Source organism: Micromonospora sp. NPDC000089, from assembly GCF_042899365.1.
Lineage (GTDB): Bacteria > Actinomycetota > Actinomycetes > Mycobacteriales > Micromonosporaceae > Micromonospora.
The window spans coordinates 576,228-598,410 of sequence record NZ_JBIAZT010000001.1; the positions used below are offsets into that span (position 1 = coordinate 576,228).

General features: G+C 64.8%; 18 protein-coding genes. 8 read left to right on the top strand and 10 right to left on the bottom strand.

Annotated features, from left to right (window positions below):
• Positions 1–28 precede the first annotated feature (28 nt).
• The 5 genes from ACFY3U_RS02765 to ACFY3U_RS02785 all read left to right on the top strand — a co-directional run bounded on the left by ACFY3U_RS02765 (position 29) and on the right by ACFY3U_RS02785 (position 5,023).
• On the top strand, positions 29–1,516 hold the full coding sequence (locus ACFY3U_RS02765) for a helix-turn-helix domain-containing protein (RefSeq protein ID WP_387193726.1): 1,488 nt from the start codon (positions 29–31) through the stop codon (positions 1,514–1,516).
• 5 nt (positions 1,517–1,521) lie between these two features.
• Entirely contained in the window at positions 1,522–1,992 is a 471-nt protein-coding gene (locus ACFY3U_RS02770) for a GNAT family N-acetyltransferase (RefSeq protein WP_387193729.1), read from the top strand.
• 29 nt (positions 1,993–2,021) lie between these two features.
• A complete protein-coding gene (locus ACFY3U_RS02775) occupies positions 2,022–2,564 on the top strand; it encodes a GNAT family N-acetyltransferase (RefSeq protein ID WP_387193732.1) in 543 nt (180 codons plus the stop codon).
• A 114-nt stretch (positions 2,565–2,678) separates the two neighbouring features.
• Positions 2,679–4,124, top strand: a complete 1,446-nt coding sequence (locus tag ACFY3U_RS02780; RefSeq protein ID WP_387193735.1) for an XRE family transcriptional regulator — start codon at positions 2,679–2,681, stop codon at positions 4,122–4,124.
• Complete coding sequence (locus tag ACFY3U_RS02785; protein WP_387193737.1) at positions 4,121–5,023, top strand: aminoglycoside phosphotransferase family protein; 903 nt, start codon at positions 4,121–4,123, stop codon at positions 5,021–5,023. Before ACFY3U_RS02780 ends, ACFY3U_RS02785 begins: the two co-directional genes overlap by 4 nt.
• A gap of 233 nt (positions 5,024–5,256) precedes the next feature.
• On the opposite strand, the gene ACFY3U_RS02790 is transcribed toward ACFY3U_RS02785, so the two are convergent.
• From ACFY3U_RS02790 to ACFY3U_RS02805, 4 genes are read right to left on the bottom strand one after another with little or no spacing between them, the layout of a single operon-like run.
• A complete protein-coding gene (locus tag ACFY3U_RS02790; protein ID WP_387193740.1) occupies positions 5,257–7,290 on the bottom strand; it encodes an AIPR family protein in 2,034 nt (677 codons plus the stop codon).
• A complete protein-coding gene (locus ACFY3U_RS02795; protein ID WP_387193743.1) occupies positions 7,287–8,294 on the bottom strand; it encodes a PD-(D/E)XK motif protein in 1,008 nt (335 codons plus the stop codon). The genes ACFY3U_RS02790 and ACFY3U_RS02795 overlap by 4 nt, the downstream gene beginning before the upstream one ends.
• Positions 8,291–11,191: a Z1 domain-containing protein gene (locus ACFY3U_RS02800; RefSeq protein ID WP_387193746.1), complete on the bottom strand. Its 2,901-nt coding sequence runs from the start codon at positions 11,189–11,191 to the stop codon at positions 8,291–8,293. Before ACFY3U_RS02800 ends, ACFY3U_RS02795 begins: the two co-directional genes overlap by 4 nt.
• Complete coding sequence (locus ACFY3U_RS02805; RefSeq protein ID WP_387193749.1) at positions 11,188–12,699, bottom strand: ATP-binding protein; 1,512 nt, start codon at positions 12,697–12,699, stop codon at positions 11,188–11,190. Before ACFY3U_RS02805 ends, ACFY3U_RS02800 begins: the two co-directional genes overlap by 4 nt.
• Before the next feature lie 340 nt (positions 12,700–13,039).
• Between ACFY3U_RS02805 and ACFY3U_RS02810 the strand changes: the two genes are divergently transcribed.
• Both ACFY3U_RS02810 and ACFY3U_RS02815 read left to right on the top strand, forming a co-directional pair.
• Positions 13,040–13,600, top strand: a complete 561-nt coding sequence (locus tag ACFY3U_RS02810) for a very short patch repair endonuclease (protein WP_387193751.1) — start codon at positions 13,040–13,042, stop codon at positions 13,598–13,600.
• Positions 13,601–13,668: 68 nt separating this feature from the next.
• The gene (locus ACFY3U_RS02815; protein ID WP_387193754.1) at positions 13,669–14,973 is read left to right on the top strand and encodes an ATP-binding protein; all 1,305 of its coding nucleotides are present in this window, start codon (positions 13,669–13,671) and stop codon (positions 14,971–14,973) included.
• A 15-nt stretch (positions 14,974–14,988) separates the two neighbouring features.
• On the opposite strand, the gene ACFY3U_RS02820 is transcribed toward ACFY3U_RS02815, so the two are convergent.
• The 3 genes from ACFY3U_RS02820 to ACFY3U_RS02830 form a co-directional block, all read right to left on the bottom strand.
• Positions 14,989–16,776, bottom strand: coding sequence for a DNA cytosine methyltransferase (locus tag ACFY3U_RS02820; RefSeq protein ID WP_387193756.1), 1,788 nt, complete (start codon positions 16,774–16,776; stop codon positions 14,989–14,991).
• A 331-nt stretch (positions 16,777–17,107) separates the two neighbouring features.
• Positions 17,108–17,377, bottom strand: a complete 270-nt coding sequence (locus ACFY3U_RS02825) for a hypothetical protein (protein WP_387193758.1) — start codon at positions 17,375–17,377, stop codon at positions 17,108–17,110.
• Positions 17,374–19,533 carry an MMPL family transporter gene (locus tag ACFY3U_RS02830; protein WP_387193761.1) on the bottom strand — a complete coding sequence of 720 codons (2,160 nt, stop codon included), beginning with the start codon at positions 19,531–19,533 and terminating at the stop codon, positions 17,374–17,376. The genes ACFY3U_RS02825 and ACFY3U_RS02830 overlap by 4 nt, the downstream gene beginning before the upstream one ends.
• Before the next feature lie 200 nt (positions 19,534–19,733).
• On the opposite strand from ACFY3U_RS02830, the gene ACFY3U_RS02835 reads away from it, so the two are divergent.
• Positions 19,734–20,102 carry a VOC family protein gene (locus ACFY3U_RS02835; protein ID WP_387193764.1) on the top strand — a complete coding sequence of 123 codons (369 nt, stop codon included), beginning with the start codon at positions 19,734–19,736 and terminating at the stop codon, positions 20,100–20,102.
• 70 nt (positions 20,103–20,172) lie between these two features.
• Here ACFY3U_RS02835 and ACFY3U_RS02840 read toward each other — a convergent pair whose 3' ends face one another.
• Genes ACFY3U_RS02840 through ACFY3U_RS02850 form a run of 3 tightly spaced genes read right to left on the bottom strand, consistent with a single transcriptional unit; the run spans position 20,173 to position 22,038 of the window.
• Positions 20,173–21,342, bottom strand: a complete 1,170-nt coding sequence (locus tag ACFY3U_RS02840) for a phosphotransferase family protein (protein WP_387193767.1) — start codon at positions 21,340–21,342, stop codon at positions 20,173–20,175.
• Positions 21,343–21,390: 48 nt separating this feature from the next.
• Positions 21,391–21,798, bottom strand: coding sequence for a hypothetical protein (locus ACFY3U_RS02845; RefSeq protein ID WP_387193770.1), 408 nt, complete (start codon positions 21,796–21,798; stop codon positions 21,391–21,393).
• Positions 21,799–21,831: 33 nt separating this feature from the next.
• Entirely contained in the window at positions 21,832–22,038 is a 207-nt protein-coding gene (locus ACFY3U_RS02850) for a hypothetical protein (RefSeq protein WP_387193773.1), read from the bottom strand.
• Positions 22,039–22,183 lie beyond the last annotated feature (145 nt).

Consider the following 22,183-nt stretch of genomic DNA (forward strand, 5'->3'; position numbering starts at 1 on the left):
CAGCCACCCGCGAATGGCGAGGTTGCCGGTGACACACGCGAACTGCCCACGCTGCGGCGGGCGGCTGGCCCGCGACAACGACAGCGGACGCTGCGCGCCGTGCCAGGCCGCCGAGCGCGACCGGCTGAGCGCGCCACCGGCGGTGCCGGCGTCGTTCTGGGAGCACGAACCGGTACGACAGGCGCTCGCGTCCCGGCACCTCGGGCGGGTGATCCGGGCGTACCGAAGCCATCCGTACCACGGGCGGGTCGGGCTGCCGCAGGTTGTGGTGGCGGGGTGGCTGGGGATCACCCAGGCGCAGCTGAGCCGGGTGGAGAACGGACCACCGGTCGTGCACCTCGACCGACTCATCCACTGGGCTCAGGTCCTCGCTGTCCCAGGTGAACACCTTTGGTTCGCCCTTCCAGGTGCCGGAAAGCGCACGTCGACCGCTCGTATCCGAGCGAAGCGGTCAGCTCAACACTCCAACGCAGCGAAAAACGCCGGTGGAACGGCGACAGACGGGAGCCCCAGCGTGACCGCAGAAGCCGAGCCGGCGGCCCTCGTCCTGGCCCGGTTGGAAGTGCTCAGACAAGGTCTAACCGAGTCGGTGTCCGGAGGTGGCTCGACGGCGAGCGCCTACCTGGATGACTGGGAGCAAGTCGTCCTGGACCATGGCCGGGCAACTCGACATCGACCGGCACAGGAGCACTTCCGAGAGCTGGCCACCGACTTCACCGACATCCAACGGCTGTTCAGCGAGCGCCTGCCCTCGAACTCATTACGTCGGCTCACCCGGGCAACGGCTCAGATGGCTGGGCTGATGTTCCTGACGCTGATCAAGATGGGCGAGCCTGGCTATGCCGGGCACTGGATCCGCACCGCACGGATCGCCGCCGACGAGGCGGCGGATCCCGCTACCCAATGCTGGGTACGGGGCCAGGAAGCCTACGTCCACTACTACCGCGGCCAGTTGACGACCGCCCTTGTCGTGGCTGAGGAAGCGCAGGCCGTCGGTCGATTCGTCTCGTGTGCCGGCGAGCCGTTGGCGGCAGCGTTGCAGGCTCGCGCCGAGGCGCGCATGGGCCACACCGAGGCGGCACGCTCAGCGCTTGGTCGCGCCGAGGTGGCTCTGAGCGCGTTGGACGCGGACCATACAGTCGCCTCGGCATTCGGGTACGACGAGGCGCAGCTCCGCTTTCACGAGGGCAACGCCTACACCCACCTTGGGCACTGGTCAGCCGCGCGATCAGCGCAGGAAAGAGCGCTGGCGCTGTATCCGGCGCGCGACTTTCTCGACCGCGCGCTGATCCGCCTCGACCAGGCCATGAGCCTGGCACGTGAGGGTGACGTCAACACCGCCGCCGTGACCAGCTGCGACACGCTCCTCAGCCTCAGCCCAACCCAGCGCACCGGCCTGCTCAGGACTCGGGCCTGGGAGGTGTACCAGTCGTTCCCGGCACCGGGGCGCGGCCTCGGCGCCGCCCGGGAGATGTATGAGATCCTCGCCGACACATCCGCCGGAGCAAGGGGCTGACTTCTGTGCCTTCCGTAGCACCCGCCGAACCCGCCGACGCAGCCGGCCTCGCCATCCTCCTCGAGGAGATGGACCGGTTTTACGGAGCGACAGAGTTCGCTGCCATCGAGGATCGGGTGGCCGAGATCAAGGCGAACGTCTTCGACAGCGACGCCGGCATCTGCGTCCTCCTAGCGAGGGACGACGACGGCGAGCTCGTCGGTTTCGCCTCCTACTCCTACCTGTGGCCGGCGGTCGGGCTAACGCGCTCGCTCTTTCTCAAGGAGCTGTACGTCAGCGCGTCGCACCGGGGCAAGGGGATCGGTCGACAGCTCGTGGACGCCCTGAGGATGGTCGCAGTGGAGAGCGGATGCAGTCGGGTCGAGTGGACGACGGACCGGGGGAACATCAACGCTCAGCGCTTCTACGCACGCCTTGGCGTTCAGCAACTTCCCGCGAAGGTCTTCTATCGAATGGCAGTTGGCCCCTACCAGTGATGAGCACTCAGGCGAGGAGCGACCCGACGATGCAGGATCTGCGGCTGCGCCACTACTCTGCCGACCAGGCTGCACCGCTGGTTGATGGGCTTGTCGCTCTCTATCTTCGCGTGTACGCCGACGGCGGCGAGTTCCACAGCGAGGACCGCTACCGCCGCCAGCTCGCCGCACACATGGCACGGGACAGCTGGACCTTGGTCACCACAACAGCCGGCGAGGATCTGGTCGGCTACATTTACGGCTTCCCCCTGCCTGCCGGCACAAGCTGGTGGACGGGTATCCAGAAGCCCATCTCGGCCGGGTTCACTGACGAGGACGGAAAGCGCACCTTCGCCATCAGCGAGCTCATGGTGGCTGATGGTTGGCGGCGCCGTGGCATCGCCAGGATGTTGCACGATGAGCTGCTCAGCGCCCGGGTCGAATCTCGGGCGACCCTGCTGGCCGACCCGGACAACTCTCCCGCCCAAGCTGCCTACCGCTCTTGGGGCTGGAAGACGGTCACCAAGCTCCGGCCGAACTGGGAGGATGCCCCGACCTTCGACGTCCTGATCAGACCCACCCAGCTTCCCTGACACGGCAGCCCGAGGGCACTCAACCATCGAGCCACGCCACGGATCAGTGCGTTCAGCATCTAACCGAGATCAACCATGGTCGGCCGGAAGTCGACCTGAGTAGCGAGGTTGCCGGTGACACACGCGAACTGCCCACGCTGCGGCGGGCGGCTGGCCCGCGACAACGACAGCGGACGCTGCGCGCCGTGCCAGGCCGCCGAGCGCGACCGGCTGAGCGCACCACCGGCGGTGCCGGCGTCGTTCTGGGACCACGAACCGGTACGACAGGCGCTCGCGTCCCGCCACCTCGGGCGGGTGATCCGGGCGTACCGAAGCCATCCCTACCACGGGCGAGCGGCGCTGCCGCAGGTCGTGGTGGCGGGGTGGCTGGGGATCACCCAGGCACAGCTGAGCCGGGTGGAGAACGGGCCCCCGCTGAAGCACCTGGACCGCTTGGCGCACTGGGCGCAACTGCTCGGCATCCCCGGTAGGCACCTTTGGTTCGCCACGCCGGGCGGGGGGCCCATGGTGGTCGGCAGCCCGTCCAGGGAGCCGGACCGTAGCCGACCGGACGAGGGCCGGCGTGCACTGCTGGCCGGAATCGCCGCCGTCGCGGCCGGTGCCGGGCTGCTCAACACCTCCGAGACCGTGCAGCCGCGCCGCATCGGCGTTTCGGACGTCACCCGGCTGAACGCCGTGCTTGAGCTGTACCGCTCGGTGGACTACGAATGCGGCGGCGGTGTGCTGTACCGGGAGGTGGCCCGCTTCGCTGAATCGGTGTACCGGATGCTCGACTGGTCGCATCCGATCGGCCTGACGCCACGCCTGGTAGCGGCGGTGGCGGCCGCCCGGCAACTGGCCGGCTGGACGGCACTCGACGCGGGACGGCACGCCGACGCCCAACGGCACTTCGTCGCGGGCGAACGAGCCGCGCTCACCGCCGGAGATGTGCCGCTGGCCGCGATGATTCGCTACTCGCAGGCCAAGCAGCTCCAACACCAGCGACACAACCGGGACGCCCTGGCAACCCTGCAACTCGCCCACGCTCAACTCGGCTCGCAGGCCACGCCGGCGGTCAAGGCCCTGCTCTGGGGTGCCGAAGCCGCCTCGACCGCCGCACTCGGCGACCACAAGACCGCGATCACCACCCTAGGCAGGGCAAGCGACCAGTTCGAGCAGATCGTGCCCGATCGCGAGCCGGACTGGATGGGCTTCTACGACAGAGGCGAACTCCTCGCTCAGTACGGCCGCGTGTACCGCGACCACGCCCGACACGACGGCAAACACGCGTCCGAGGCGGTCCAATCCGTGGAGGACGCGATAGTCGCATTCGGCCCGGCGAACGTGCGCAGCATGGTGCTGAACGAGATCGGCCTGTGCAGCGCGCTGTTCCTCGCGGACGAGCCCGAGCAGGCTCTCAAGGTGGGTGCCCGGGTGGTGGCGCAGGCCAGAGCGTTGAGTTCGAAACGGGTGCTCGATCGGGTGGTGAATCTGCGTCGCGACCTCGCCCGACACCGGCACCTGCCGGAGGTGGCCGAGTTCGAACGCGCCCTCCCGGCTCGGGCTGCGGCCGCGTTATGAGCGGAAGGTTCTCCGAAGAGGCGATGACCGCGGCGATGCGGGAGGTCGTCGCCATCCTGGGTCTCTCACCCGAGAATGCTCAGCTGCTACGCCTGACCAACAACGCCGTCTTCGCCCTTCCCGATGCGGGCGTCGTCATCCGGATCGCCCGCACGCATCGACTGCGCGGGCGTGTGACGAAAGTGGTTCAACTCGGTAGCTGGTTCGCCGAGACCGACGCTCCGACGATCCGCCTGGCGCCGGTCTCGCGACAGCCGGTCGAAGTTGGCGACCTGGCCGCCTCGGTCTGGACGTACCTTCCTCCCCGAGAGCCGGCCCCAACAGTCGACGACCTCGGCCTGGTGCTGCAAGAGTTTCACGCGCTCGGAACTCCCCCGTTCCGGCTGCCCGCCTGGGATCCCATCGACGACGCGCGCCGCCGCCTGGCCGACGCGGACGGGCTGGACAGGACCGACCATGACTTCCTGGCGGCCTGGTGCGACCGTCTGGAGCCGCAGATCCAGGCTCTCAACCAGCGTGCGGAGCCGACGCTCATCCATGGCGACGCCCACGTCGGCAACCTGCTCCACGATCCGTCGGGCCGGGTTGTGATGTGCGACTTCGACGCCACCTGCGTCGGCCCCTGGCAGGTCGATCTGGTGGCGGTCGCCGTCGGCGAGGCGCGGTTCGGGGGTACGGGTCTGCACCGCGGCTTGGCGCGGGCCTACGGGGCCGAGGTCACCTCCGACCCGGCGTGGCCACTCCTTCGTGAGGCCCGCGAGCTGAAGATGATCGTCGCCGCCGTGCCGCTCCTGGCGAATTCGGAGAAGGTCGCCGCCGAGTTCGCCACCCGTCTCCGATCTGCCCGGGAGCACGACCGCGACGCGCGTTGGACGCCATTCGCCGATCTCGCTACGTAACGGCAAAGCGCTCGCATCGCACAGCGCGACACGGCCGCTGTCAGCTGAGCAGCCTCGACATGGGCCTAAGCACTGCGACGGCTGGCCTTCCTCGCTACCGCAAGGAAGGCCAGCGCGTAGGCAATCGATTGGGATAGCGAACGCGATGGCGTCGAACCTGGCGAGAAACGGTACCGTCACGCCGTTCTTGTCTCCCAGCTCTTCGACCTGCGGCGCGTCCGGCCCGGCGCAGACTAGAAGCCAGAGAATCCCGCATCCTCCGCGAGAGCGAGAATCTCGGTACCAGCTACCATGAGACTCGGTGTTGGCTCACCCCCGCGCCGCTGCATGTCCCGTACACGGACAGCCACCTTGCGCTGAGCAGCGTCCAGATTTCTCGACCGCGAACCCCACTGAAGCAGAGCGTCCCAACCGGCCGCGTTGACAGACATCACCTTGATAGCGGCTGCTTTCGCCTCAGGTGTCCATTTTTCCTCAAAGTCCAGCTTGGACCCCTGCCTCTTGCTGGCTATAAGGCCTTCGCTTGACTCCCAGGAAATCGATTGAACAGCCTGCCAGGCCGCCTCCTTCTTAGCCCATTCAGCAATGTTTGCCGACCCGGCCGTCACCACAAGCGTGCGGTGAACATCTCGCGAGACATACTGTACAGCGGCTTCCAATTCTTCAGACAGCGCCTGCTGCCTCCAAATTCTTCCTAGATCCAACTGCTGACTGGTTTTACGCGAAAGGAGAGCCAGTGTGTAGGTCACTGTCTGCGAACGGTAACCGCCAAGGCCGAGCCCACCGATGATCTTCTCAGCAGATCGAAACAAGATGGCCTTCGCGACCAGCTGTTCGAAGTAGCTCGAGTCGGGTTTGAATTCCGGCTTGTCACCAAGCTTTAAGGTAAACTCACGGAAGCATCGTTCGGCGCCGAGTGCCACCAAGTAAGGGCGCTGACTCCAAGTCATCTCGTACTTGGCAAGGTCCGTCTTCGTGAACTTCTGATCCACCGGATGCAGTTCCTTGAACGCCCTCTGACGCGCAGGGGTCCGTTCGACGGAAAGAGCATCAGCGTACTGGCCACGCGCCCGCTCATAGAACCAGCGCGTCGACCTCTGCGAGCCGTCTTTAGCCGGAGCCCAGATGGTTCTCGACAACTTCTCCAGTTCTACATGAAATGGGTCGTTTGCGCTAAAGTCAGCAGTCTTGACAGTGTTCTGACTGTTTGCAAACTCGGAAATGCGTGGTACCAGATCCTTCAACCTGCCTTCGGGAACGACGGACAGCTTTGCTTGAACAAAGATGCCGTCCAAGGGGTTCGCATCACGGCGGGCGCGGGCTTTTGCGTGATACAGGGAAGCTGTAGTCTGCCCACCATTTACAATCTGGAGATCATGGATGCGGCAAATGCCGGTCTCGCCCGTGGGCAGCGGCTTGAGATCGACTGACGCCGCCGTCATTGAAATACCATTGTTGTAGGCAAGGAAGCGGTGCGGCTCATCCTTGATCGTCTGCTGGATGCCTCGATTTACTTTGCCCCTGGCCTGCAAGAAGGACCTGACGTTCAGCTCAAGTAGCCGAGCGCCGTATTCCTCGTAGATATCCGCCAAAACAGAGCCCGGAATCAATAGGAGAAACGCTTTATAGTCATCGACGACACCTCTGGGTCCCAAAGCAGGAAGAGGTTCTCCCGCGATTCGATCAAGGTCGACCACGATTGGTTCGCGTTCTCGCCCAGAAGTCTCAAGGCGGTACAAGCGGTCCACATCCCAGACATGGAAGGTAAGATCCGGCCAGTCGGATTGCGAGGGCGCCGGCGCTCCGGATTTGACGCGAGCGTTGGTGAGAAGCGTGAGACGAACTTTCTCAGCACTGGGAAGTGCCCGACCGAGCCTTGAGGCCATGTCCCATGCCGGCATTGACTCCTCAAGCCCGCTGGCCAACCCTTCTTGGCAATTCACAGCGAAACGCTTCAGCTTCCGAAACAGCGACGCGACATCCGTCTTTCCAAGACTTCTGATAGACGGAGAAGGCTGGTAGTCCGTAACAAATATGTCTACAGATACCCTGTCATCGGAGATACAGAAGCCTGACGCGAGCATAGCGTCCCGGCCGTCCTTCGAGTAGAGCGCCGTCTCGCCATCTTCGATCTCGCCCGCGCCGGCCAGGACGCCGCGCATGTAGTCAGTAAAGGCGGCAGGCAACGGCAGCTCCTCGCGCTCAGCGTCAAGAAGGACACGCTGCTGCAATTCCTGCGCAAAATCTTGGGTCGCTACATCACTCATGCGGCATCACCTGCAACGGCAGCCCAGAAGTCTAGTGGATTCATGCGATACTGCTCGCAGGCAGACAAGGCTAGGCCATAAGAGACGGACCCCACCCCTTCAGGCAGCAGATCCTCAGTGATGCGAGGAAAGCCGTTCCGAACCTCAAAGATATCCATGTCCCTGACCATAAAGAGTCTTGCATTGTATCGTGAAGCATGGGAGTCGACGTAGCCGTACGCGAGCAGCGCATCGTCGAACGAAAGACCAAGATCCAAGGTTCGTCCCGCCAATTCGCGCACGGACTCGACGAGTCGAGGTAGCGAATCCCCTGCACCGTTGGCCTTCGCATCGATTGCCAGATGGACCAGATACAGCCGACCCAGGTACTTGGTATCAAGCTGCCGCTCGGAAGATACCCGAATCGTGGTTGGCTTGGCCTGCCGCGAAGCCTTCACCTCAACCGAAAAGCGGTCGAACTGAAAGTCTTGAGGTGCCCCCATGGGGCCGGTCCATGCGGCAACGGCATCTCGAACCGGCACTCCCTCCTCCACCAGACGCAGGATGACCTTAAGCTCGGCGAACAAACCGACCTGACTCTCCTCGCTAAGCCCATCGGGTCCCGCCTTGAGAAAGTTCTGCCAACGCAGAATCCTGCCCGCCACGAAATCGGGCGGAGCGGGGCGCTCAACCGCGGGGATCTTCACCACTCTGCGGAGGCCAGAGACGAGATCAATCACGAGGGCGTCAAAGACAGACTTGTAGCGGGCGTCACGTTCGGTCAGCTTGAACACGGTTGACCCGACCGACCATGACACCTCAACCTCAAGGCCCCGAGACGATCGGATCTGCTGCGCGAATGGCCCTGCCGCTTCGGCAAATACAGCGATGAAGCTGCGGAGCCTGCTTGGACGCTCCTGTTCGAGGAATAGATCAAATGGAAGATCGGGCTCAATTCGCCGTCTGACCACCCCAGACGGAGTGGATTGCTTGTCGATGTCATGCCATGTGGCGTCAAACGTCATAACGCGCTCCACTCATCATCCTCGAAGTCCTCTTCCTCGACCTCGTGCGGCTGATGGAGTTTAAGCCATGCATCTTTCGTAACCTGATATTCCATCGGCTTTGCCTTAGTGCTGCCAGGAAAGGACACCGCGAACCCTACGAACGGATCGCCTTTTTCCAAAGCGTACGGGGCTCCCTGGAGATTCAACGGATAAAGGATCAGGAGCCCTCGCGAAGGTGGCCTCACTCTACGGCATGCAATACCAGCTGGCTGAGAGGGCTCCTTGTCCCGCAAGTTCTTCCTGGGGCTGCTCGCCCACATTTCTCTCGTGTTCTGGAGTGCTTCGTCATACTGAGGAGTACCTGGAACGATGTCTACACGCTCATGGGAGGGACTCACCAAGCGGCGAATCGGGAAACGACCGGGCGCAGGGGACGATTCGATCTGGCCGGAATGCCAACCTCGCTTCGTCAAACCCACCCTCAGGGTCCCTACTTTCTCCTGGCCAGCAGTGGACGACGAGCTGTTGGCCAAAAGGATCCACCAATCGGTGAGTTCAGGTGGATCGTCCTGCGTCCTGCTCAGAATGTAATCTCTTATCGCCCGTGGCTGCACCTTGTAGGCATCCTCATGCGTCGTGTAGCTCGCAAAGAACTCGGCAACTAGGCCGGCAGGAACGTTTCGCCACACGTAATTCCCGCCTGACCCTTCCTCTTCCGTGACCTCAAGTGACCTGTCGGGCGAGGGTAGCTTCTCTACAAGGGTTCTGAGCGCTGTCCAATTTCGCTTTCGAGATGCTCCGCTTGTTTGAAACAACACGGTTTCACTCAGATTGCCAGCGAAGCTCATCGTGATCAGACGCGCTGTCCTCATCCGATTCGGTGAGGTAACCATCAAGCCGTCAGGATGCTGCTGCACACGAAGCCCGAACTCGCGCGGAGTGCTGCCCAACGCCACCATGTAGTCAAACTCGTGGTACAGCTCTTCGCTTGCTTCGGTGATGAGCGCATACCAATGCGCTAGCTCATCAGTAGTGTAGAGCCGGCAGAGATCCAGGTATCCGGACCGGTAGCCGAACCAACGACCCATCTGCATCAGAGTGTCGTACATACGGGAGCCGCGCAGGTAGTAGCTGATACTCAGTCCTTCAAGAGTCAGCCCCCTAGACAACTTCGCGCCGCCAACTGCGATCACATGGATGCCGTCCGGATGGTCAACGTAATCTAGCGCGTCTGCGGCGCTGCCGTTGATCAGCTTGACAGCGATGGAGCTGGCGGCCAGTGGTAGGTGCGGCTGCAGGTCTGACCAAGAGGGTGTTTTTCCTGTCTGGTCGCTGAGGTCATCGAAGGCACCGAAGGAATCAGTGGTCCGGACGAAGTCGCGCCCGTAAAGCTCGCCGGCCTCATGCCACACTAGGTCGCTGCTGATTTCGCCGAGCCGAAGGTGATTCTGCAGCCGCTCGAGCTCTTCGCTTACCTGGTCGCGAACGTGCCGCTGCACGTCCACGAACCGTGTAACGTGGACGAGCATGGAGTTGTGCTTGCCTGACTGTCCGCGCCACCGTCGGACGGCGCACGTCAAAACGAACGCTAATATCGCCTCACGAAGAGACCTCGGCATCGGCCCCGGAACATGGTCCCGACGGTGGCCGTCGGGCATCCAGGCCTCAAAGTCAGCGACCCTACGCACCATCGGCAGCGGGGCAACGAACTCGATGTTCCTGCTGATGTCCTCCTTCAGGCCGAAGACGCGGGAGGGCCCAATGTAGTTTGACGGTGCGGGGAGGCTCAGGATAAAACTCCGCGGGAAGAGGCTCTGACCAGCCTCTTCGTTCGACACATCAGGATCGATGAAAATGTTGGCGAATGGGGTAGCGGTGTAGCCAACGTATGAGCTCTGCTCGAAGCGGTCCAATAGCTGCCGCACCAAGCCGTTGATCACACTGGGGGCGTACTCAGTATCTTGAACGCCCCTTCTTGGACCATTCGTGTCGACCGAAGCTTGATCCGCCTCATCGTCGATAACCAGCATCGGGACCCCTCGCACGACCTGTTTGCCCGTGGTCGGATCTGCAACAGCACTGATGCTGGTGGCCCAAGTTAAAAGGTTGGTCAGGACGCTTTTGTTTTTCTTGACCACCAGAACCACAGGGTCCGAACCGCCGACATTTACCCCCACCTGCTCTGCGACTCTAAGATTGAAATCACCATTCTGTTTTCTTGAAGTAAAGGAGTTGACATGTAGATATTGTCCTGCAAGGAGCCCTACCCCTACTCGGCGCCCCGTCACCGCGTCGTAGCGAAGAGCCTTCTCCGTACTGAAGCCGAGGACTCCCTCGTCGACCCGAGCCTGCGTCTGGGCACGGAGGCTGTTGTGAATCCCGGCCAGAACGATCACAAGTTTGTAACCGGCGTCGATTGCTTTGCACGTCAATCCGATGTAGTTCCCCGTCTTGCCGCTCTGTACCTGACCAGCGACGAGTCCGCGCCGATCCCATGGTCCCTTCCGGCTTGGACGTTCAAGCCTACCGAGAACCATGTCCGTGATCTCGTCAAGCCGATCAACGGCCGAGGGGGGCATTTTGCCCACAGTGCTCACATAGCGGCGATACCGATCCCAGAACCGCCACTCGATGCTTGACTTTGATTCATCTAGCCAAGGATCGTGATCTTCGTCACCTTCCATGACATTGGCGCTGGGTATGAACACATTGCATGAGGATTCTACGTCACGCACGAGTGCGACCCGGTCGACGGCATGAACGAATTCCGCCCCTTTCATCGGCCAGTACATATCAAGGATGTGACTGACGCGCGCTTCGATGAACTGCGGTGTAAGCAGTCGTCCATTAGCCTGCTCGGCGCTGATGAGCGTCATGACGAGGCCTCGAACCTCGTCGTAAGGCGTGAGACTCATGACAACTGCTCCTTAAAGGCCTCAATCAACTGGGGGTGGCTGGCAAAGGGCTCGACAGCTGAGAGCTGCCGTATGCTTTCCTCGGTCGTCTGCCCTGCTTTCACCAAGGTCTCCACCGAGTAGCGCAAGAGGGCGAGCAACTCCGTCTGGTGGTGCTTGAATGGCAAACTCTGCTGGTCGAGCGACTCTGACACGCGCATACCAATCAGCGTCGTCGGAATCGTCTCTTCAGCAAACCTGAGAACGCGTTCCACCGCTCTGCGCTGCTGGGGCGGCCCATCCAGCGCGTGCTGCAGGACGGGGTGCTGACGGTTAAGGCGTAGCTTCAGTGCGCCGGCCCTGTCCTTGAACTCCTGCCAAGCAAAGACGAGATCTTTGCCGCTGCTTCTGACAGTCATGGATCCCCGATGGCGGTACACGGATTCCGCATGCCGCCTCGTGGCCGCCGCGATTCGTTTCAGATCCTGTATGATCGGTCCGGGAGGACGAGCAGTTGACTTCTTGACGTCGATTTGCCAGAGGAGGTCGAGCGTTGAGTCGAAGTCGACCAGAATCCGAGCAAGCTTTGTATGTTCGTCTTTCGACACCCCCAATCCGAGCCAGTCACCTGAAACCACTAGCCGATCATTGCGGTAGACGTAGAATCCTTGGTGCGCGTTCCACCCCTTCGTCCCGCCCCCGTACGCCTGCTGGGCGTCATTTAATTTGCTTCTGTGCGGTAAGACAAACGAACTAATGGTCACAGCAGAGCCGGCGAGAGGAAGACGTTCGGGCGGCGACACTTGATGCGTCGCGCTGTGCTTCAGTATGGGGTCCCAAGGGATAACGGCATTACCGTTGATTGTGATCACAATCGGGCTGCGACGATCAAGGAATCGGTGGAAGATCATTCCAAGATGCTTCGAAACCGATTCCGCCGATCGAAGGAAGCGGTCGTGAGATCTGTCGAGGTCGCCCAAGGAATCGCCGATCAGCCTGTCGCATTTCGTCCAGATGATTGCGGTGCCGCCCTGCTTCTCGATCAGCTCTACGTACTGGGCAGCGTGCACAGCCGCCGTACGGAGGAGCCGCCACTCGCCCGTGCTTCCCACAACGTCCAGGTCCCAGCGTCGGACCGACACGACGCCTGCGCCGGGCTTTGTTATCACCGTCAACTCGCGCGCCTGTGAGAATGATGCGGTCTTGAGGCCCAAGCCGAATCTCCCGAGGTCGCTTGGGCGCCGCAGTTCGAGGGGGCTCACGGTTCCGGGTCGCATCGCATCGACCAACCCGTCCGCACTCATGCCCCTGCCGTCGTCAATGATGGCGACGTGAGAGTCGGCCCCTCGCCAGACGAAACGAACATCGATCCGCCTCGCATCTGCGCTGATGCTGTTGTCCACAAGGTCCGCCAGCGCAGTTTCCGGCGAGTACCCAAATGATCGGAGACTCTCAATTAGTGCCTTGGGGCGTGGAGCGGCGTCGTCCCACTCCTCGTCGACCGCCACATCCACTTGCTTCTCATCCATTCGAATAGGGGTCGCCATGAACGGGGATGAGCCGAGCGATCGCCAGCGCCGCCTGTTCGACCGCGCAGGCGGCCGGTCTCAGCTGACCCTGACTCGCCTTGCGAGTCAGCCACCACGCACTGGTGTCCGCATGAGGCACAGATGTGCCAGCACGGGACAGTCCGCTTCGGCCGACGGGCGGCATCTCCAGCCAACCAAGGAGCCAAGTCACCTCCCCACAAGGTGTCCCCGGACACTACAGGCAGGAGTCCTGCCAGCGGGACCCCGAAGTCCTCATCTGAAAGGCCGCGGCTCGCCGCCGATACTCGGCCGTCAATCGGACCAGCTGCTGATCTTGCCGATGCAGCAGGCAGAGTGTCGGGTGTCTGACACCCGGGCTGAGAGGGCCGGAGATGGTAGGGATGACATCGTGGTGCACCCTCAAACTGACGCTGTCGCGGCTGACGGAGGCGTCGAAACCTACGACACCGGCGGTTCTGCCATGGGCCACCGGCCACCGCCCCTTAACGACGCCGTCTCTAGGCAGATGAAGGGGATGCGTCGCTCGTCGACCAAGCCGGAACTTCTCATCCGCAGGGAGCTGCATCGGCGGGGGCTCCGCTTCAGGGTCAACCACCCGGCTCTCCCCGGTAGACCGGACGTCGCCTTCACCCGCGTCCGTCTGGCCGTCTTCGTCGATGGCTGCTTCTGGCACCGGTGCCCCCTACATGGGGTTATGCCCAAGAACAACCGGGCATGGTGGGAGGCCAAGTTGCAGCGCAACGTGGAGCGGGACCACGAGAAGGACATCGCCCTCGCGGCCCTGGGTTGGCATGTCCAGCACTTCTGGGAGCACCAGAAACCTGCAACAGTTGCCGACGAGATCGAGGCGACTTGGCGGAACCTACGTGGGCAGGGCTAGGCGTCCCAAGATCCTCGCGTAGGTTGTGACATCCTGGTCCTCTCGATCGACGAGTTGGAGGTAGGCGGATGCCTGGCAAGGGGTGGTTCGAGGTCGCTCCCTCAGCTGCACGGCTGACGGGTTCACTTCGCGACATCGGTTACGACTTTCCGACGGCTGTCGCAGACATCGTCGACAACAGCGTTGCGGCAGGTGCTACCCGTATCAACGTAATGATCGAGTTCGCCGGCTCCAAGTCCCGCGTCTACATCGCAGACGACGGCAGGGGGATGTCCCCCGGGGCACTGCTGGAGGGACTCCGTCTGGGCAGTCGCCGCACCTACTCCCGGGGAGAGCTGGGCCGCTACGGGCTCGGCCTCAAGACCGCCTCGCTGTCGCAGTGCCGCTCTGTCGCAGTGATTTCCCGAAGTACGCCGGACGTGGTTCGCACGTCCGCACGCCTTCTGGATCTGAACGTCGTCGAGGAGTGGGACCAGTGGATCGTGATGGATCCCGGTGCTGACCCTGACGTGAGCAGAGCCAAGCAATGGCTCGCGGAAGGCACCGGAACCGTGGTCCTGTGGCGCGAACTTGACCGGGTTCTGCCGGAGACACGCCCTGAAGGTGGTTGGGCGCGGCGGCGTCTGGACGCACTCGCAGGCAAGACGGCCGACCACCTCGGCATTGTCTTCCACAGATTCCTTGAAGGCATCGGTAGCCGTCCGCCGCTCGTCATCACCGTCAACGGTCAGAAGGTCAAGGCTTGGAACCCTTTCGCAGTGGAGGAAGCTGGCCTGTCCGAGTTGCCCGCTCAACGCTTTGAAATTGCGGTCAGCCGAGTGTCTGGACACGTTGATCTCCGCCGCTTCATTCTGCCATCCCGGGACCGCTTTTCTAGTCCGGCTGAATTCGAGAGACTATCCGGCCCCCTGAACTGGAATCGACAGCAGGGCTTATATGTCTACCGGGCTGACCGCTTGGTTCAGTGGGGCGGCTGGAGTGGGATTCGCGGTATCGACGAGCACACAAAGATGGCACGCGCGTCCCTCGACTTCACCACTGATCTCGACTCAGCTTTCAACATCAACGTTGCCAAGATGAAGGTTTCCCTCCCAGCGCAGCTGCGTCAGATGCTTGAAACACCCATCAATGAGCTCTGCCTATACGCCAACGACGCCTACCGGAAGAGTGCCCGGACGAAGGCGAAGCCGGTTCCTGTTGACCTCAACGCATCGGCCGAGACGCGCGCGAGTACACATGCGGATACAACCACCGGATTGGCTCTGCGGGCAGCCGCCATGCAAGCCGGCGAGTGGGATGCGTGGCAGCGGATCGCACAATCTCTCCGCATGCAGGCGCCAGAGATTGCCCAATCTCTGGGACTTGAACGCTGAGGGATTGGGAAGCGTTCAGAAGAGGCGCAAGGGATCGGCCTGCGAGTCATCACAGAGCTTCTGCAAAGGACAGGCGTTGCACTCGGGATCAGCCGGTCGGCACAGGCTGTTTGCGAGCTCGACTAGGCCGAGATGCGCCCGTCTAGCGTCATTGTCCCCGCCGATCATCCGGGCAACCTCAAGTCGACCGTCCGTTAGACGGTTACGACGGTCGACCGGATCGCCACTGAATCGTGCAGCCACCCGGAGCACGCCCTTGGTGACTAGGACGGGCTCCTCCGAGTCCTCGTCACCTCGAGCCGGAACGACAAGGATGGCAAGGTCCGCCACTGACTCGGTAAGGCCCGCCACTTGACGTAGCCCATCGTCCTCATTGAGGAGCTCAGGCTGTTCGGCGAGGCGGCCGGCCAGCTCTAATATCGCACCCGCACGCTGCGGTCGCGACGCCCACTTGCTGAGTTCGATGAGCTCTGCCTCCGCCAAAATCGTGTCCTGGGGCTCCCGCCAACGTTCGAGCAGCGGCCAAATGAAGCGGACGACATCGGCAGGAGCTCGATCCAAGAGCATTTCACCCTGGATCACCTGCCAACGCGTCTCGGCTCGCAGCCATGGAAGACCACGAACCGAGGCGCTGTCGAACCAGCTCGAAAGCAGGGCAGCGATGTCCCGCGTCGTAGTGGACACGGGGCTAGGTTCCTCAAGTGCGAGGCGTACGGCGCGGGCCAAATGTTCGCCGAGCAGTGGCGGCACGGCGTTGCCGATCTGGCGGAAGGCTGCCGAGGGCGGGCCGGCGAATCGAAACCAGTCGGGGAAGGTCTGGAGGCGAGCTGCTTCCCTCACCGTGATCGTGCGGTTCTGGCGAGGGTGAATGTACCAGTACCCATCCTTGGCGATGTGGGCCGTGATTGTCCGCGACAGGTTATTCTCATCGAGTCGTTTGTACTTGTCGTCGAAGATGTCTTCTCGATACCGCTTGAACTCCTCGGGCAGATCGCGGTACCGGGTGGTTGCATCCATGGCCTCGAAGGCTCTCGCGTCGTCCTCCCGGACGGGCCGGGTGATGTGATCGAAAACCTTGTGGTCATCCCCCGTCGGAACCGACTCCCGCATTCGTCGTTGAAACTCACTCTGCGGGCCTTCGTAGTCGCTCCACCCATCAGCGCCACCTTCAGGACGCCAGCCGCCCTCGACCGCCGGCAAGTCACTGATGGCGTTCCACACGGTCACCTTCTCCCGCTGTTCCGCAGGCCAGGTAAAAGTGACGCCGTCCCGAAGAGCAACCAGAATAAGGCGCTGACGGAATTGGGGTACGCCGTACCGGAACGTCTCCACCAAACTCTCCTCGACCGAGTAACCAATCGACTCAAGCTCATGGACCATTGTCCGGAGAATAAACATCTCCTTATCCAAGGCCATGTCGGGGACGTTCTCCATCAAGACGGCCGCTGGACGGGCCGTCTTCGCGATTTCAAGGAACGATTGCCACAGGTCCTTGCGCTCGTCGTACGGGTCGCGCAAACCGTTACGAACTCGATGGCGGATCTTCGAACGTCCGGCCTTGGAGAACGGTTGGCAAGGCGGCCCTCCGGCGAGTAGATCAATCTGCGCCGCCTTGATGAGCTCGGCAACCTGCCTCACCCGGCCCGGGTCTCCAAGGTCCCAGTTCACGCTGAGGCCGGGGTGGTGGTGGCGATGCGTCTCGATGGCCTCTTCGTCGTGATCGACGGCGAGCACGACCTGATACCCAGCAGCCTGAAGCCCCAGGCTTAAGCCTCCGGCCCCGCTGAAAAGGTCAGCGGCCAAGCGGCCTCCACCACTGCGGAGCTTCGATGCCAGAGATACGAGCTCCTCAGGCTCTGAGCAGGCCTCAGCGTGCGGCGCCAGCCGAACAAAGGGCCCTCGGACCAACTTGACACCGTAGCCACGACGACGGACGGGAGCGGCAGGCTGGTCTTCATGGGTCACGGTCACGAAGATTACCGCCCGGTGCGTCCGACGACCGAACCCCGCACGGCGCCGAATGGTCTTTCCTCATCTGCCCGTGGACCGGGAACGCGCCGCAGATCCGGAGCGCGGTGACCGCGCTGATCCACCGGCCGGTGGGCGTGATCTGGCTGCTCGGCTCCCTCCCGGCCTACTGCTCGTGGTCAACACCGTCCGTCGACGCTCCGCCCCGCGGCCCGTCGAGCACCCGTACAGGGCAAGCTGACGGGCGCTGGAGGAGATCGTAGGGCCGCTGCTCCTGGCCGCGTTCGAAGCCGAGACGCGTCGCCTCGTACACCTCCACGGCGCCCGGCTCGGCCATGCGGCGATCACGCAGGTCGGCCCAGTCGATCGGGCCACTCATGAGTTCACCCAAGGTGTCGTCACCGCTTCCTCTTGTTACCCAGCTGAGCTGGGTCACGCCCCTGGCACGCCCACCGGCTCGGGCTCCGGCTCGGCGGGCCTCCCCCGCACCGGGCGCTCGTCGCCGTGCCCCGGCCACCACGCCTTGTGCCCGATCAGCGCGGTCAGCGCCGGCACGAAGAACATCGACATGACGAACGCGGAGAGCACGATCCCGATCGCCACCGCGAAGCCCATCTGCTGCAGGAACGAGATCGGCGCGAGCATCAGCACCCCGAAGGTGCCGGCAAGGATCAGGCCGGCGGCGGCGACGGTCGGGCCGGCGTGTTCCACGCCGATGGCGGCGGCCTGGCGGGGTTCGTTGCCCTCGCGGGCCTCCTCGCGCAGTCGGGCGATCATCAGGATGTTGTAGTCGGTGCCAATCGCCACCACGAACAGGTACAGGATGATCGGCAGTTGGAAGGTCACCCCGGGCTTGTCCTGCAAGCCCTGGAACAGGTAGACCGTCGCCCCGAGGGTGGCGGCGAAGTTGAGCAGCACCGCGACCACCAGGTAGATCGGCGCGACCAGGCTGCGCAGCAGCAGCGCGAGGATCAGCGCGATCAGGCCGGCGGCGACCGGCAGGATCACCGACAGGTCCCGGTTGTTGGCCGAGTTGATGTCGGCGAAGATCGCGGTCGAGCCACCGACGACCGCCTTGGTGCCGGATGGGGCGGCGGCGTGCAGGGCGTCGCGCAAGTCGCCGCGGACGAGGGTGATCGCCTCGTTGGAGACCGGGTTCTCGTTGAGCAGCAGGTTGACCCGCGCCACGCTCGGGTCGGTGCCGCGCTCGGCGGGCTGTGCCCGACCCACTCCGGGTGCCCGTGCGGCAGCGGCGGCGAAGTCATTGACCTGCTGCTCGGTCAGCGAGGTGCCGTTGCCGGTGGTCAGGTACGCCTCGGTGGGGGCGAGCGCCCCGGCGGCGAACCCGCGCTGGAGGTCCTTCGCCGCCCGGGCCGACTCGGTGTCCTGCGGGAATCCGGCGCTGAAGTCGTAGTCGGCCTGGTAGGCGAGCGTACCGGCGGCGAGGGCGACCAGGACGGCGCCGGACGCCGCCGCGGTGAGGGCGGGGCGGCGGCCGACGGCGCTGCCGAGCCGGTGCGCCAGGGTGGCCTTGGGCACCCGCTGCCACGCCTTGGACGGCCAGAAGACGTACCGGCCGAGCAGGGAGACCACCGCGGGGATCAGGGTGAGCGAGGTGACCAGCATGACCGCGACGGCGATGGCGAGCGCCGGGCCGAGCGAGCCGAAGAAGCCGAGCGAGGCCAGCAGCAGCACCAGGAACGCGACGATCACCGCCCCGGCGGCGGAGGTGATCACCTCGCCGACCCGCTGCACGGTGACGATCATGGCGGTGCGCTTGTCGTCGCCGGCGCGCAGCCGCTCGCGGTAGCGGAACAGCAGGAACAGAATGTAGTCGGTGCCGATGCCGAACAGCACGATCAGCAGGATGGTCTGCAGGTCCTGGCTGACGTTCAGGTCGAACGCCTTGCCGGCGGCGGCGACCAGCCCGCTGGTGACGGTGATGACCACGCCGATCACCACGACCGGCAGCAGCGCGGCGATAGGGCTGCGGAAGATGATCAGGATCAGTCCGATGATGAGGACGATCGTGGCGATCCCGACGACGGCGAAGGCCGAGTTGAAGGTGTTCTCGTTGTCGACGTAGCTGGCCACGTCGCCGGCCACCCCGGCGGTCAGCCCGCTGCCGGCGAGCGCCGGCCCGATGCCGGCCCGCAGGTCGCGTACGGCGTCCAGCAGCGCCGGGTCGTCGGGGGTCGGCGCGGCCAGGCCGACGGCGACCACCTGCACCGACTTGTCCGGCGCGACGGCCGGCGGGCCGGTCAGGTAGCCGGAGGTGTGGGCGATGTTCCTGCCCTTGAGGGCCTGGGCGAACTGGGCCACCCGCGCCTGGTCGGCGTCACTCAACGGCTGCCGGTCCGATCGGGTGACCACGATGGTCGCCGTCGCGGTGGCCTGCCGCGGGAACGCCTTCTTGGCAAGCTCCGTGGCCTGCACCGACTCGTACGATCCGGGCAGGAAGCTCTCCTGGTCGGACGAGGTGATGTCGCTCAGCGAGGGTGCGGTGACGATGATCGCGATCGCGGCGAGCAGCCAGCCGCCGATCACCCACCACGCCCTGCGTACGACGAATCTGCCCAGCCGTTCGAACATCGTTGCCCCCGTGTGCGGTCGTGCCGTCCCATGATCACTGGATCGGGCAGCGGTCGCTACCCGGAGTGATCGTACCGCCGGAGCGCAATCCTTTTCGGACGGCGCGGCGGGCGGCATCGGCCTGAACCGCGTCGCAAGGACGGTTCGTCGTACCCCGCGACTAGCGTGACGGCGTCCACACTTCCCCAGGGAGGCCCGTCGTGCTCGATCACCTCGGCATCCAGGTCCGTGACCCCGCCGTCAGCGCCGCGTTCTACGACGCGGTCCTCGCCCCGCTCGGCGGCAAGCGCATGCAGCAGTACGGCGACGTGATCGGCTACGGCGTCGACCACCCCGACTTCTGGATCAGCCCGATCGACTCCACGGGTAACGCCCGCGAGGCGCACATCGCGTTCGTGGCGCCGAGCCGGGCCGCCGTGCAGGCGTTCCACGACGCCGCGTTGAAACTCGGCGCCGAGGTGCTGCACCTGCCGAAGCTCTGGCCGGAGTACCACCCCACCTACTTCGGCGTCTTCATCCGCGACCCGGACGGCCACAACGTCGAGGCGGTCTGCCACGCCCCGGAGTAGTGCGCGATCAGGGCGGCGGGGCGACGCGCTCCCGCCAGTGCGGGTGATCCGGCCGGGACGACGACCGCGGTCAGAGTGGTGACAACGCCGTCTCCCGTCGCGCCCGCGCCAGGCAGTCCGGCACGTCCGCGGCGTGGTAGGGCCGCTCGCTCGGCTCGATGCCGGCGACGAATCCCGCGTACACCGCGGCCAACCGCCACCACGCGACCGGCCGCAGCAGCGCCACAGCCCGCTCCGGGTCGCAGCCCGGCGCGTCCGCCCGCCACCGCGCGCACCACGCGGCCAGCAGCGCCGGCCTGGTCGCCGCGTCCTGGCCCCGCGTCAGCCCCAGGATGTCGAACGCCGGGTTGCCGACGAACGAGTCGCCCCAGTCGATGATGGTGCGCCGCCGTCCGTCGCCGCGCACGTTGCCGGGGTGCAGGTCGCCGTGCACGAGGGTGTCCGGCAGGCCGCAGTCGCGGACCGCGTCCAGCCGCGCCTCCAGGTCGTCCGGCAACCTGGTGTGCGGGGCGAGCGTGTCGCGCAGCCACCGGGCCAACGCCGGGCCGCGCCGGTCCGGCACTCCGGCCGCCACCAGGGCGTCCGCGTCCCGCAGCGCGCGTACCTGCACGACGTGCTGGTCCGCGGCGATCGCCGCGCGCTCGGCGGCGTCCGCGTCGTAACGGTCCTCGCCCGGCACGTGCGCGAGCAGCATCCGCCCGTCACCGTCGTCGGCCAGCAGCGTCGGCCCCATCCCGGGTACGCCCCGACCCAGCCACCGCAGCACCGCCGCCTCGTGCCGGAAGAAGCCCGGCACCTGCTTGAGCCACGCCGTCCCGTGCGGCCCGTCGAGCCGCCAGATCGTCGACAGGTTCCAGGTGCGCTGCTGCGCCGCCGCAGTGGCCGGCCGGCCCAGTCGTTCCAAGGTCTCCCGCGCCCACGCCACGCTCGCCGCCGGCCCACCCGGCTCGGCGTACGGCGCGCGCAGCGGGTGCGGCGTCAGGTCCACGTCCACCGGGGACAGCCCGCTCGGCGGCGGTCCGGTCAGCTCGGCCAGGTAGGTCACCGCCCCGCCCGGCGGCGTGGCGCGCTCCCCGGCCAGCAACCGCAGCACGGTCACCTCGACGCCGTGCCGCTGGCGGGCGGTCGCCACCACCGACGCGGACTCCTGCCACCAGGGCGTCGGCACCTCGAACGGCGGCAACGCCCCCAGCGGCCGCCCGGCCGGATCGACCAGGGCGAGCGTCACGGTACGGGTCACGCCGGCACGCTAGCGCCGCCGTGCCCGGCCCAGCCACCACTTTTGCGACTACCGGCCCCGCGTCGTCGCGAGCTTCCGGTTGGCCGCCAACGACCTCCGGACCTGGCGCTCCTCGCAGCGCAGACGTACGGCGAACAGCAGCTCACCGAATGCCACGCACACCCCGATCAGGGCAGCCACACCGCTGAGCACGGCGAGCAACGTCTCGTGCCGGGTAAGGAGGTAGCCGGTGGCGGCCACCAGCAACGCGGCCAGCAGGATCGGCGATCCGGCGGCTATGCCGTTGCGCTGCCGCATCCGCCGCCGGGCGTTCCCGATCTGGGCCAGGATCTGCTCGCCCTCCTCGACCGCGAGCGGCGCGAGACCGGGGTCGGCGACCGGCTCACCGGCCCGCAGAGCGCGTCGCGTCACCCGCCGCGTCGCCTCGGTCACCCGCCCGTCATCCGGCTGCGCCATCTCGACTCTCCCCTCGCCGATATACGCGGGGCGCTAGTTGCCGTCGCCCTGGCGGCGGGGTCGATAGAGCGACCCGGCCGCCAACAGGATCAGGATGATCCCGCCGACGATCCGCAGCGTGCGCTCCACACTTGTCAGCTCGTCGGCATCGAAGATCAGCGGACCCAGCACCACGAAGGACAGCAGCAGGAAGACCACCGCCGAGCGAATCCGCAGCTGCCGAGCCGTCCTGCTTCTCACTTGCCTCACCCCAGGTCAAGTCGAAGCACGCCTGAACACATCAATTCACTCGGATCGCGCCGCCCCGGTGAGACGCCCATCCACGTCTCGCGAGGCGTCCACTGTGGGCCACGCTACATGGCGGAGCACCGATCCAATCTTTGCG

What these genes read in the sequence shown, in the direction of transcription:
- ACFY3U_RS02775 (WP_387193732.1), top strand. Translation starts at nt 2,022, where the DNA reads ATGCAGGATCTGCGGCTGCGCCACTACTCTGCCGACCAGGCTGCACCG.
- ACFY3U_RS02785 (WP_387193737.1), top strand. Translation starts at nt 4,121, where the DNA reads ATGAGCGGAAGGTTCTCCGAAGAGGCGATGACCGCGGCGATGCGGGAG.
- ACFY3U_RS02790 (WP_387193740.1), bottom strand. Translation starts at nt 7,290, where the DNA reads ATGAGTGATGTAGCGACCCAAGATTTTGCGCAGGAATTGCAGCAGCGT.
- ACFY3U_RS02795 (WP_387193743.1), bottom strand. Translation starts at nt 8,294, where the DNA reads ATGACGTTTGACGCCACATGGCATGACATCGACAAGCAATCCACTCCG.
- ACFY3U_RS02800 (WP_387193746.1), bottom strand. Translation starts at nt 11,191, where the DNA reads ATGAGTCTCACGCCTTACGACGAGGTTCGAGGCCTCGTCATGACGCTC.
- ACFY3U_RS02805 (WP_387193749.1), bottom strand. Translation starts at nt 12,699, where the DNA reads ATGGATGAGAAGCAAGTGGATGTGGCGGTCGACGAGGAGTGGGACGAC.
- ACFY3U_RS02810 (WP_387193751.1), top strand. Translation starts at nt 13,040, where the DNA reads ATGCAGCAGGCAGAGTGTCGGGTGTCTGACACCCGGGCTGAGAGGGCC.
- ACFY3U_RS02815 (WP_387193754.1), top strand. Translation starts at nt 13,669, where the DNA reads ATGCCTGGCAAGGGGTGGTTCGAGGTCGCTCCCTCAGCTGCACGGCTG.
- ACFY3U_RS02830 (WP_387193761.1), bottom strand. Translation starts at nt 19,533, where the DNA reads ATGTTCGAACGGCTGGGCAGATTCGTCGTACGCAGGGCGTGGTGGGTG.
- ACFY3U_RS02845 (WP_387193770.1), bottom strand. Translation starts at nt 21,798, where the DNA reads ATGGCGCAGCCGGATGACGGGCGGGTGACCGAGGCGACGCGGCGGGTG.